At 62.9% G+C, this 12,488-nt stretch carries 8 protein-coding genes; 5 read left to right on the top strand and 3 right to left on the bottom strand.

Going from position 1 to position 12,488, the window contains the following annotated elements; translation table 11 throughout:
* The first annotated feature begins 64 nt into the window (after positions 1 to 64).
* Positions 65 to 1,222 carry a macrolide transporter subunit MacA gene (gene macA / locus M5C71_RS03145; RefSeq protein ID WP_103498129.1) on the top strand — a complete coding sequence of 386 codons (1,158 nt, stop codon included), beginning with the start codon at positions 65 to 67 and terminating at the stop codon, positions 1,220 to 1,222.
* Between the two features lie 2 nt (positions 1,223 to 1,224).
* On the top strand, positions 1,225 to 3,186 hold the full coding sequence (locus tag M5C71_RS03140; protein ID WP_248767167.1) for a MacB family efflux pump subunit: 1,962 nt from the start codon (positions 1,225 to 1,227) through the stop codon (positions 3,184 to 3,186).
* A gap of 118 nt (positions 3,187 to 3,304) precedes the next feature.
* On the opposite strand, the gene M5C71_RS03135 is transcribed toward M5C71_RS03140, so the two are convergent.
* Entirely contained in the window at positions 3,305 to 4,639 is a 1,335-nt protein-coding gene (locus tag M5C71_RS03135) for a diaminobutyrate--2-oxoglutarate transaminase family protein (RefSeq protein ID WP_152738625.1), read from the bottom strand.
* Positions 4,640 to 4,916: 277 nt separating this feature from the next.
* Between M5C71_RS03135 and M5C71_RS03130 the strand changes: the two genes are divergently transcribed.
* From M5C71_RS03130 to M5C71_RS03120, 3 genes are read left to right on the top strand one after another with little or no spacing between them, the layout of a single operon-like run.
* On the top strand, positions 4,917 to 6,347 hold the full coding sequence (locus M5C71_RS03130) for an efflux transporter outer membrane subunit (protein WP_177100502.1): 1,431 nt from the start codon (positions 4,917 to 4,919) through the stop codon (positions 6,345 to 6,347).
* Positions 6,344 to 7,447 (top strand): efflux RND transporter periplasmic adaptor subunit, encoded by a 1,104-nt coding sequence (locus tag M5C71_RS03125; RefSeq protein ID WP_103498125.1) that lies wholly within the window; start codon positions 6,344 to 6,346, stop codon positions 7,445 to 7,447. The genes M5C71_RS03130 and M5C71_RS03125 overlap by 4 nt, the downstream gene beginning before the upstream one ends.
* A complete protein-coding gene (locus tag M5C71_RS03120) occupies positions 7,444 to 10,476 on the top strand; it encodes an efflux RND transporter permease subunit (RefSeq protein WP_248767166.1) in 3,033 nt (1,010 codons plus the stop codon). The genes M5C71_RS03125 and M5C71_RS03120 overlap by 4 nt, the downstream gene beginning before the upstream one ends.
* 47 nt (positions 10,477 to 10,523) lie before the next feature.
* Here M5C71_RS03120 and M5C71_RS03115 read toward each other — a convergent pair whose 3' ends face one another.
* Entirely contained in the window at positions 10,524 to 11,348 is an 825-nt protein-coding gene (locus M5C71_RS03115; protein WP_152738637.1) for a helix-turn-helix transcriptional regulator, read from the bottom strand.
* A gap of 72 nt (positions 11,349 to 11,420) precedes the next feature.
* Positions 11,421 to 12,182 (bottom strand): acyl-homoserine-lactone synthase, encoded by a 762-nt coding sequence (locus tag M5C71_RS03110; protein ID WP_103498122.1) that lies wholly within the window; start codon positions 12,180 to 12,182, stop codon positions 11,421 to 11,423.
* Positions 12,183 to 12,488: the final 306 nt, after the last annotated feature.

The following is a 12,488-nucleotide window of genomic DNA, read 5'->3' as shown; positions in this document are numbered from 1 at the left end:
CACAGTCTCTTCAAGCCCGGCGGCGGGGCCGCCGGGTCAACCCTCAACACATTCGTGGCTTTCTATGAAAAAGTTGAAGTTTCGCAAAGTGGTAATCGTGGTAGTGCTGCTGGTTCTGGCGGCGATTATTTTCTACAGCGTGCAGGCCCCGGCAAAACCGCCGGAGTACCTGACCGCCAAGGTCGAACGCACGGATATCGAGAACTCCGTGCTGGCCAGCGGGGTACTGCAAGGTATCAAGCAGGTCGATGTCGGTGCGCAGGTCTCGGGCCAGCTCAAGTCGCTGAAGGTCAAGCTGGGCGACAAGGTCACCCAGGGCCAGTGGCTGGCGGAAATCGATCCGGTGGTGCTGCAGAACGCCCTGCGCCAGACGCAGGTCAATGAAGAGAACCTGATCGCGCAGAAACAGGCGGCGGCCTCGCAACTCAAGGATGCCAAGGCGACCTACGAGCGCTACAAGCTGCTGCGTGAGGACGACGCGATTTCCAAGCAGGACTTCGAGACCGCGCAATCGAACTTCGAGGTCAAGGGCGCCAACCTGCTGTCGCTGGAAGCGCAGGTCAGGGACGCACGGATCCAGGTCGAGACCGCCCGGATCAATCTGGGCTACACCCGCATCGTTGCGCCGATCAACGGTGATGTGGTGGGCATCGTGACCCAGGAAGGCCAGACCGTGATCGCCAGCCAGCTGACGCCGGTGATCCTCAAGCTCGCTGACCTGGACACCATGACCATCAAGGCCCAGGTCTCCGAGGCCGACGTGATTCATATCGTCCCGGGCCAGGAGGTGTATTTCACTATCCTCGGTGACGCCGACAAACGTTATTACGCCAAGTTGCGCGGCACTGAGCCGGCGCCGCAGAACTTCCTCGATGCCCAGGCCACCGGCGCCAGCAAGCAGAACACCGCGGTCTTCTACAACGCCTTGTTCGATGTGCCGAACCCGGATCATCGCCTGCGCATTTCCATGACCGCCCAGGTGCATATCGTCCGTGACCAGGCCAAGACCGTATTGACGGTGCCGGTGGCGGCACTGGGTGACAAGAACCAGGACGGCACCTTCCCGGTACGGGTGGTGGATGATCAGGGCCAGGCGCAGATCCGCAATGTGCAGACCGGCATCAACAACAATGTGCGGGTCGAGATCAAGAGCGGCCTGGCCGAGGGTGACAAAGTCGTGATCGGCGAGCCGTCGGCAACACCTGTGGTAGCGGGAGCCTGACCATGAGCCGACCCCTGCTGGAACTCAAGGGCATTACCCGCCGTTTCGTCGCCGGTGAGAAGGATTTCATCGCGCTCAATGACATCAACCTGACGATCAATGCCGGCGAGCTGGTGGCGATTACCGGCGCCTCGGGCTCCGGCAAGTCGACCCTGATGAACGTGCTCGGTTGCCTGGATCACGCCAACAGCGGCAGCTACAAGGTCGACGGGCGTGAAACCAGCACCCTCGGTGACGATGAGCTGGCGGAGTTGCGCCGGGATCATTTCGGCTTCATTTTCCAGCGCTATCACCTGTTGCCGCACCTGGGGGCGACCCACAACGTCGAAATGCCGGCGGTCTATGCCGGCACCGGCGAGACCAAGCGCTACAGCCGCGCCCAGGAACTGTTGGTGCGCCTGGGCCTGGCGGGGCACCTGGAACATCGGCCGAGCCAGTTGTCGGGCGGTCAGCAACAGCGGGTCAGTATCGCTCGGGCGTTGATGAACGGCGGCGAAATCATCCTCGCCGACGAACCCACCGGGGCCCTGGACAGCGTCAGCGGCAAGGAGGTGATGAAGATCCTGCTGGAGCTCAACAGCGCCGGGCACACGGTGATCCTGGTGACCCACGATGAAAAGGTCGCGGCCCATGCCGAGCGCATCATCGAGATGCGTGACGGGGAGATCATCGCCGACCGGGTCAACGCCAATCGCCCGGTGGTCAACGAGAAAGCCAGCGAGCGCTTGCCGGCCAAGCCCAAGCAGGGCAACCGGCTGATGGCCAGTCTGGCGCTGTTCCAGGAAGCCTTCGTGATGGCCTGGGTGGCGCTGATCTCGCACCGTATGCGGACCTTGCTGACCATGCTCGGGATCATTATCGGCATCACTTCGGTGGTGTCGATCGTGGCCATTGGCGAAGGGGCCAAGCGCTATGTGCTCAAGGACATCCAGGCCATCGGCAGCAACACCATCGAGATCTTTCCCGGTAGCGACTTCGGCGACAACAAGGCGGGGTCCATCGAGACCCTGGCACTGTCCGATGTCGCGGCCTTGAGCGGCTTGTACTATATCGACAGTGCCTCGCCGAATATCGGGCGCAACCTGTTGGTGCGCTACCGCAACCTCGATGTGACGGCGACGGTCAGTGGGGTCAGCCCGAGCTACTTCCAGGTGCGCGGCACCAAGATAGGCTCGGGGGTTTCGTTCACCAAGGACGACGCCAGGCGCCAGGCGCAGGTGGTGGTGATCGACTACAACACCCGCACCCGCCTGTTCGGCCCGACGGTGGACCCGCTGGGCCAGGTGATCCTGGTGGATAACCTGCCGTGTACGGTGATTGGCGTGACCGAGGACAAGAAGAACATCTTCAACACCAGCAAGAACCTGAATATCTGGATGCCCTACGAAACCGCGGCGGGTCGGGTGTTGGGCCAGAGCTTCCTGGACAGCATCACGGTGCGGATGAAGGATGGCCAGCCGAGCAAGGTGGTCGAGGACAACGTCAGCAAGCTGATGGAGAAACGCCACGGGACCAAGGACTTCTTCACCTACAACCTCGACAGCGTGATGCAGACGGTACAGAAGACCAGCCAGTCGCTGGCGTTGCTGTTGTCGTTGATCGCGGTGATCTCGCTGGCGGTGGGGGGCATCGGGGTGATGAATATCATGCTGGTGTCGGTGACCGAACGGACCCGTGAGATCGGCATTCGCATGGCCGTGGGGGCTCGTCAGTCGGATATCCGCCAGCAGTTCCTGGTGGAGGCGGTGATGGTCTGCCTGATCGGCGGGGTGATCGGCATCAGCCTGTCGTTCGGCATCGGCTATGTGTTTTCCCTGCTGGTCAAGGAGTGGCAGATGGTGTTCTCGGTGAGCTCGATTGTCACCGCGTTCATCTGTTCGACGCTGATCGGTATCGTCTTTGGCTTCGTGCCGGCACGCAATGCCGCGCGGCTTGATCCGATCGAGGCGTTGGCGCGGGATTAAGAAGAAGGGCCCGTCGTTTGTACGACGGGCCCTTTTTGATCTCTCGGGGTGACGCTGATCATGTGGGAGCGGTGCCTGCCCGCGAAGCTTTCAGCGTCGCGGGCAAGCACCGATGGGCTCAGCCTACCGCGCTGACGCTGGTAACCCGTGCCGCGCTGCTGCTCTTGAGAGCCTGTTCGAAGCGATCGAGGACCTGGCCCACTTCCGACTCGGTAATGTTCAGGGGGGGCAGGAAGCGCAGGACCGCGCTATGGCGTCCGCCGGTCTCGATCATCATGCCGTTGTCGAAGCACTCCAGCTTGATCGCCCGCGCCCGTGCGCCATCACCCAGCCCTGGACGCGAGCCGGTGCCCGGCTTGACGATTTCCACCCCGAGCATCAGGCCACGGCCGCGCACATCGCCGATAAAGGGGAAGTGCCGGGCAATATCCTCCAACCCGCTTTGCAACTGCTCGCCGCGCCGCGCGGCATTGCCCACCAGGTCGTGCTCCCTGATGTAGCGCATGGTCGTCGCCCCGGCGACCATGGCCACCTGGTTGCCACGGAAGGTCCCGGCGTGCATGCCCGGGCCCCAGGTGTCCAGGTGCTCGGCATAGACGATCACCGACATCGGGTAGCCGCCACCGATGGCCTTGGACAGCACCAGGATATCCGGCGTGATCCCGGAATGTTCGATGGCGAACAGGCTGCCAGTACGCCCCAGTCCGGTCTGCACTTCGTCGATGATCAGCAGGATGCCCTGCTCGCGGGTGATCTCGCGCAGGGCCCGCAGCCACTCGGCCGAGGCCGCGATGCAGCCACCTTCGCCCTGGACCACTTCGACCACCACCGCCGCGGGCTTCGACACACCGCTTTCCGGGTCACAGAGCACGGTGCGGATGTAGTCGATGGAGAGACGGTCGGTGTGTTCGCCATCGGTGCCGAACGGGCAGCGGAAGCGGTAGGGGAACGGCAGGAAGTGGGTGCCCTGGGCTATCAGGCCCGCCTTGGGATTGAGGTTGCCCATGGCCGATAGTGCCCCGGCGGTCATGCCGTGGTAGCCGCCATGGAAGGCCATCAGTGGGGAGCGTTGAGTGTAATGGCGGGCCAGCTTGATCGCCGCTTCGACCGCGTCCGAGCCGCTGGGGCCGCAGAAGAGGATCTTGCTGTGGTCACGCAGGCCGGCCGGCAGGGTCGCGAACAGCTCCTGGACGAAGGCGTGCTTGGCCGGGGTGGCCAGGTCCAGGGCCTGCTGCAGGTGATCGCTGTTGAGGAACTCGATCACTGCATCACGCACCACCGCTGGGTTGTGACCCAACGCGAGGGTGCCGGCATTCGACAGGCAGTCGAGGTACTCCTGACCGTTGGCATCCTTGACCCGCATGCCCCTGCCGCTGACAAACAGGCGTTGGAACGTCGCTGCATAGGTGCGCGCGTTCGACTCCAGTTTCTTGAGATTACTTAACTCTTCCATAGTCGATCACTCATTGGCACAGGTGCGAATTCATTGGCGGCTCATTTCGAGCTGAGCCCGATTCTGTAAGAGCCCTGCGGTGATCGCCACTTTATTGCGTCCGGGATGTCCCCGTTTTCCACGCCAGACAGGCCGTGGCTGCTGGGGTTAAATGCGTGCCACGAAAGGACTTTATGGCGCGGGAAGAAAACACCGCGCCGGCCCTCGTAGCCGTCTGCGCCATCACCCGTTTTCCTATTTCCCAGGACGCCTGTGCCTAGGTGTCTTCGAGAGCGTTATGCCTATCGCCAAACCTGCCGCCCACCGCCTGCTGTCGATGTTGTTCGCGACGCTGTTGGGCGGTTGTACCTTGGGGCCGGATTACCACTTGCCGGCAGTGGCTGTGGCTCGCCAGTGGCATGCGCCGTTGCCCCATGGGGCAACGGTGGTGGGGTTGCACGATTGGTGGCAGCAGTTCAATGACCCGGCGCTGGCGACCCTGCTGCAGCTGGCCGAGGTGGACAGCCCTTCCCTTGATCGGGCCCTGGCGCGTATCGCCCAGGCCCGCGCAACCCTGGCCGGCAGCATCGCCGACGCCCAGCCGCAGCTCAACGGCGGGCTGACCAAGGCCCGGGCCGGCCTGCGCCAGAGCGGGTTGAAGCAGCGCGGCACCACCTCCGGTGCCACCCTTGATGCGGCCTGGGAACTGGACCTGTTCGGCAAGCTGCGGCGCACCGACGAAGCGTCGCGCAACTTGCTTGAGGCCCGTGTCGATGACTGGCATGACGCCCGGGTGTCGCTGGCCGCCGAGGTCGGTGATGACTTCGTGCAATACCGCGGCTGCCAGATGCTGGTGAACGCTTACCGAGACCAGGCGCAATCCCAGGACCAGACCGCACGCCTGACCCGGCTGTCGTTCCAGGCCGGCTTCACCTCCGCCGCCGACGCCGCGCTGACCGATGCCAGCGCCGCCGCCAGCAGCGCGACCCTGACCAATCAGCAAAGCGAGTGTGATGTGTTGCTCAAGAGCCTGGTGGCCCTGACCGGCGGCGCCGAAGAACAGGTGCGCGAAGTGCTCGCCCAGACGCCGGCGCGGCTGCCCGAGCCGGCGTTGCTGGACGTGCGGGAAATTCCCGCCAACCTGTTGCGCCAGCGCCCGGACCTGGCCTCCAGCGAACGCGAGCTGGCCGCGGCGAATGCACAGATCGGCGCTGCCCAGGCCGACCGACTACCGAGCCTGAGCCTGGTCGGCTCGTTTGCCGTGGGCAACACCAGCGGCGCCTACAGCCGGAACTGGAGCCTCGGCCCGCAACTCAGCGTGCCCCTGTTCGATGGTGGCAAGCGCCGGGCTGCGGTGGACTCGGCCCGGGCCGGGTACGACGCGGCCCTGGCGACCTATCGACAGACCCTGCGCACGGCGGTCATGGAGGTCGAGCAATCGCTGGTACGCCTGGATGCCACGCGGCATTCGGAAGTCGATGCGCAGCGCGCCACCGACGGTTACCAGGAATATTTCCAGGCCATCGATCGTAACTGGCACGCCGGCAACGCCAGCCTGCTGGATCGTGAGTTGGCCCGTCGTTCGGCGTTGTCGGCGCAGATCGAGCTGATCACCTTGCAGCAGAATCAGGTGCGCTACTGGATCGCGCTGTACAAGGCCCTGGGCGGTGGCTGGCAGGATAATCGCGCGGGACTTGCCGGCGCCGCGCCGACGCGAGGCGGGGCATGAAGCCGAGCCTGGGTTATGGGCTGCTGGCGGTTGCCGCCCTGGCACTTTCGGGGTGGCTGCTGTTTGGCCGCGCCGCCTCGGCACCGGCTGCCGCGGTCGTGCCGGCCACCAGCCTGAGTGTCGAGACGGTTCAGCCGCGCCGCGAAGACTGGCCGCAGGAGTTGCTGGCCAGCGGTGCGCTCGCGCCCTGGCAGGAAGCCGTGATCAGTGCCGAAACCGGCAGCCTGCGCATCGCCAGCTTGAACGCCGATATCGGTGACCGGGTGAAGCAGGGCCAGGTGCTCGCGACCTTGGCCGATGACAGCGTGCTGGCCGAGGAAAACAAGCAGAAAGCCGCGGTCGCCCAGGCCGTTGCGCAGTTGCAGGAGGCCCGTTCCAATGCGCGGCGTGCGGCATTGGTCGGGCAGAGCGGGGCCTTGTCGGAGCAGCAACTGGAAGAATATCGGGTCAAGGTGCAGACCGCCGAGGCCAATCTGGCGGCGGCGAACGCCGACCTGCGCACCACCCGCATCAAGCTGACACAGACCCGCATCGTCGCGGTGGACGACGGGATCATCTCCGCCCGCAAGGCCTTGCTCGGCGACGTGGTGGCGGCTGGCGCCGAACTGTTCCGGATGATTCGTGATGGCCGTATTGAATGGCAGGCTGAACTGGACGCGCAACAGTTGTCGGGAGTGCGGGCCGGCCAGCCCGCCCGCGTGACGCTGCCAGGTGGCACGCAGGTCGAAGGGCGGGTGCGGCTGGTCTCGCCGGTACTCGACAGCAAGACCAGCCGGGCGCTGGTCTATGTGTCCTTGCCGAGGGGCTCCATGGCGCGGGCCGGCATGTACGCCAGCGGCCGTATCGAACTGCCGACCCGTGCGGCGCTGACCGTTCCGGACACCGCCGTGGTCCTGCGCGATGGGCGTTCCTACGTGTTTGTGCTGGGCCAGGACATGCATGTCAACCAACAGGGCGTAGAGGTCGGGCGCCGTCGCGGGCAGGCGCTGGAGATCGTCGGCGGCCTGGCGGAACAGGCGCGGATCGTGCGCAGTGGCGGCGCATTCCTCAGTGACGGGGCGAGTGTGACCCTGGTCGGCAGCGAGGCCCTGGCCCGATGAATATTTCCGCGTTGTCGATTCGTTATCCGGTCCCGGCGGTCATGCTGTTCGTGCTGCTTACCCTGTTCGGTGTGTTCGGCCTGGAACGCCTCGGCATCCAGGACTTCCCGGACACCGATCTGCCCACAGTCGTCATCAGTGCCTCGCTGGAAGGCGCGGCGCCCGAGCAGCTGGAAACCGAGGTGGCACGCAAGATCGAGGACAAACTGACCTCGCTACGGCTGTTGCAACATGTCACCACGCTGATTGCCGACGGCAGCGTGAGCATCAACGTGACCTTTGCCATCGACAAGGACGGCAACGAAGCCCTCAATGAGGTGCGCAATGCGGTGGACAGCGCCACGCCGGAGTTGCCGGCGAACCTCGATACGCCGTCGGTATCGCGCCTGACCACCAATACCTCGGCGCTGCTGACCTATGTCATCGGCGCACCGCGGATGGACGAAGAGGCCTTGTCGTGGTTTGTCGACAATGAACTGAGCAAGCAACTGCTGGCGGTACGCGGGGTGGCCAAGATCGTCCGGGTCGGTGGCGTGGACCGCGAAGTCCAGGTCGACCTCGACCCGGCGATGATGGCCGGCCTGGGCCTGAGCGTGAACGACGTGGCCAGCCGCCTGCGGGCCATGCAGAAAGACAATTCCGGCGGCCAGGGTGACCTCGGCAGCGGCCAGCAGGCCTTGCGCATCCTCGGCGCTATCGACGATCCGGCGGCGCTCGGGGCCATCCGCATTCCCATCAGTGACGGGCGCATGCTCGCCTTGCAGCAGTTGGCCACGGTGCGTGATACCCATGCCGAGCGCAGCACCCGGGCTTATCGCGACGGCCAGCCGCTGATCGGTTTCCAGGTGATCCGCTCCCTGGGCTTTTCCGACGTCGGGGTGACCGCCGATGTCCGCCAGGCGATGAGCCGGTTTGCCGGGCAACACGAGGATATTCACGTCGAAGAGGCGAGTAACACCGTTGCACCGGTGCTGGACAACTATCGCGGTTCCATGGCGCTGTTGTACGAGGGCATGTTGCTGGCCGTCCTGGTGGTCTGGTGGTTTCTGCGGGACTGGCGGGCCACCATTGTCGTTGCCACGGCACTGCCGCTGTCGATCATCCCGACCTTCGGCGTGATGTATTTCGCTGGCTTCACCCTCAACACCATTTCCCTGTTGGCCCTGGCCCTGGTGATCGGCATCCTGGTGGACGATGCCATCGTCGAGGTGGAGAACATCGCGCGGCACCTGCGTATGGGCAAAAGTCCACGGCAGGCGGCGATCGAGGCTTCCGACGAAATCGGCCTGGCGGTGCTGGCAACCACCGTGACCCTGGTGGCGGTGTTCCTGCCCACGGCCTTTATGGGCGGGATTTCCGGCAAGCTGTTCCGGCAGTTCGGCGTGACCGCCAGCACGGCGTTGATCTTTTCCCTGTTGGTGGCGCGCTTGTTGACGCCGATGATGGCGGCGTATGTGCTCAAGGCCGGGCCGCATGTCGAGCATGACAGCCGCTTGATGACTCGTTACCTGGGCTGGATCCACGCCAGCCTGACCCGGCGCAAGGCCACCATGGCCCTGGTCAGTGTGCTGTTGCTCGGCTCCCTGGCGCTGATTCCGCTGCTGCCCACCAGCTTTCTGCCGGCCCAGGACAATGCCCGCAGCACCATCAGCCTGGAATTGCCGCCGGGCAGCAGCCTGGCGCAGACGGCGGCGATCACCCTGCAGGCCGATGCGCGCCTGCGCGCCATCGCCGAAGTGGCCCATGTTTTCGCCGCAGTGGGCAGTGGCGATATTGCCGGCGGTGGTAATCGCAAGTCGGTCCTGACCGTCGACCTGCTACCGCGCAACCAGCGCGAGCTCAAACAGTCGGCGGTCGAAGCGAAGATGCGCGACGCCCTGCGGGGGTTGCCCGGGGTGCGGGTCAATGTCGGCGGCGACAGCAGTGGCGAACGCCTGCAAATCGTCCTGGCCAGCGATGACGGCGACTTGCTCGAGCGTACCGCCGCGGCCCTTGAGCCGCAGTTGCGGCAACTCAAGGGCATCGGCAACGTGACGTCGAGCACGGCGGTGCAGCGCCCGGAAATCCAGATGCGTCCGGATTTTGTCCGCGCAGCCGAACAAGGTATCAGTAGCCAGGACATTGCCGACACCTTGCGCATGGCCACCTACGGCGATTTTTCATCGTCCCTTGGCAAGATCAATCTGTCCCAGCGCCAGGTGGATGTCCGGGTGCGCATGCAACCGCAGGTGCGCAGTGACCTGGAGACCATCGCCCAGTTACGGGTCAAGGGCCGTGACGGCCAGGTCGCGCTGGCTTCCCTGGGGCAGATCAGCATGGGCAGCGGCCCGGCGCAGATCGATCGGCTCGATCGCCTGCGCAATATCACCCTGTCCATTGAACTCAATGGGCGCAATCTGGGCGAGGTGATGGAGCAGGCCAGGCAGTTGCCGGTGATGCAGCACCTGCCGGCCCAAGTGAAACTGGTGGAGCAGGGCGAGTTGCAGTTGATGAGCGAGTTGTTCGGCAACTTCAGCCTGGCCATGGCCGTCGGCGTGTTCTGTGTCTATTCGGTGCTGGTGCTGCTGTTCCATGACTTCATGCAGCCGCTGACCATCCTCTCGGCCTTGCCCCTGTCGTTGGGCGGAGCCTTGTTGGCGCTGTTGATCGGTGGGATGAGCTTTTCCCTGGCCTCGGTCATCGGCTTGCTGATGCTGATGGGGATCGTGACCAAGAACTCTATTCTATTGGTGGAGTACGCGATCATGGCCCGTCGTGACCAGGGCATGAGCCGCTATGAGGCGTTGACCGATGCCTGCCACAAACGGGCGCAGCCGATTCTGATGACCACCATCGCAATGGGCGCGGGCATGCTGCCGACGGCGCTGGGATGGGGAGGGGAGTCGAGTTTCCGCCAGCCGATGGCGGTGGTGGTGATCGGCGGCCTGTTGGCCTCGACGGTGCTCAGTCTGTTGGTGGTGCCGGTGATCTTTACGTATGTCGATGATGGGCTTGAAGGGGTCAAGCGGTTCTTTCGCACACCTCGATAGATGCAACAGGCTGCTATCGAGGTGTTTTCACGAATGAGAGCAAAACGTCAGAGGGCGTTTTGCAGGGCGAGGGTGTTTTCCAGGCCCGTCCTGGCGTCCGCCGAATGCATCCAGCGGATCAGCGAACGACGGCCGCCGATGCCCATCTTGATGGAGGCACGCTTGAGATAGCTTTCCACTGTATTGACCCGTAGCGCCAGCTGGTCGGCCAGTTCCGGTGCCGTACGCCCGGCCAGCAGGCCGACGCAGACTTCGGTTTCCCGTGAGGACAGATTCAACCCGGACATCTCCAGGCGTTCGATAAAGCGCTGACGCAAGGCATCCATGCCGCCGTTTTCCAGCTCCTGGGTGATCGAGAGGGCTTCCTGACGGACCGGCGTCGGCAACAGGGCTTCGATATGCTCGCCTATCATGGGCAGCAACAGGCAGGAGAAATCCTGGAGGAGCGCGCGTTCCTGCGTGGAAAATCCCAGGGACGGATTGGATCGATAGACCGACAGCGCGTAGCAGCGATTTTTCGTGCGGCATATCAGGTGCAGGTGGTTGGGGGAAGCGTGCTGCGTGGACGCTCGCTGGCAGCAGGCCAGCTCGGTTTGAGGTGCCGGCCAGGTGTCGTCACCTGGCTGGGCGGGCTGCTTGACCGACGAGGCATTCATCAGGGTGTCGGTGCAGATCGGGCTGATGCCCACGCCACCGATACTCGAGGTGATCGACTGTGCGGCATTCGCGGTGTCGATCCGCAGCTCGGTGATGTGCGTGGCGTCGACGGGCAGTTGGGCAGCAATCAGGTCATGCAGCACGCGCGGAAAATTACGGTTGCCGGTGCTGGCAATCACTTTGCCGACTGACGGGAAAAGTCTTTGCAAGTTCATCCGTTCTCCATTTTTTTATTCTGGGCACATCGGCAAGCGCCGCCCACGGTCCATGAGGATTATTGGTACGTATTAGTTTATTTGGGTCATATAACGAGTTGCGTTGCTTAAATGAGTCGCGCCGTAATCGACCGCAGGCAATGCAATCAACGGCAGCTGATCGCCTGTCAGGCACTGCATATGATTTATCTTGAGCATATTGTCATAGATTCTGGGCGTACACTCCAAGGTGCCATAGATGACTTTCTCACCCTTGCTGCCTTGTGCCACATTGTGTCGATGGAGGGCCCAGCCAGAGCGCCTTAGAATTTTTTCCATCATGGCATCTACAATAACCTCATAAGTGCTGACCTCTTGGCTACGGGCAAACTGTAACATTGCCATGAACAGTGCGGCGGTACGAAAATCAACTTTGGTCTTGCTGAAGTCGTTGCTCGATGTGTCGGTGCTCAACAGCGCAAAGCGGGTGGCCTCCCAGCAGTCAAACGGGTCGGGCCTGGACAGATCGTCACTGAGCATGAAGCTCAAGGCGCCACACATCAGGGTCGGTTTACAGGAGGGGCGAAGTCTGACACAACCGGTCACCAGTGGCCCTTTGTGGGAGTAAATATAGATCGCATCATCATTGTCATATTCATCGAATTCATAATCGCTGCCGGCGTAGCTTTCAATATCCCATTTCCGGCGATCGATAAAAGCGGCTTTGCGGATACTGAGTATTTGCTCTAATGCCTGGGTCGGCAGTTCGCTGTAGCTGGCGATAGCGATATGCACGTCGGAGAAAATGTACGAGTGCTCGGAGAAAATGTACGAGTGAGGGAAATAGCCGATCATAAGTACGTCGCGGATAGGGAGGAGGTGCTTATTTATAGTGATCCTGTATAAGCGCGGCAACTGTACTTAAGTGCAGGTGGCTGGCGAGGGCAAAGTACTGTTTAATTGTCGTCGTGAGACTTTCGCTGACCCGCCTGTTTATCGGTGTTTGGCAGGTTGTACGATAACTGTGATGGGTGGGGGATTATAAGAATGTGGTCCCCGTCGCTGTGGCAATGCTCACGAGTTGGCCTTCTATTTGAAGAGTCTGGACGCGAATTCATCAAGCTGCAACAAAGGCAAGGGTGTTTTTGCTGTTAATAAGAA

The sequence above is a fragment of the Pseudomonas sp. MWU12-2345 genome, from assembly GCF_023242385.1.
In the GTDB taxonomy this organism is placed as follows: Bacteria; Pseudomonadota; Gammaproteobacteria; order Pseudomonadales; family Pseudomonadaceae; genus Aquipseudomonas; species Aquipseudomonas gingeri_D.
Note: the sequence above shows the minus strand (reverse complement) of the source record. Positions and strands in the feature narration are given on the sequence as shown.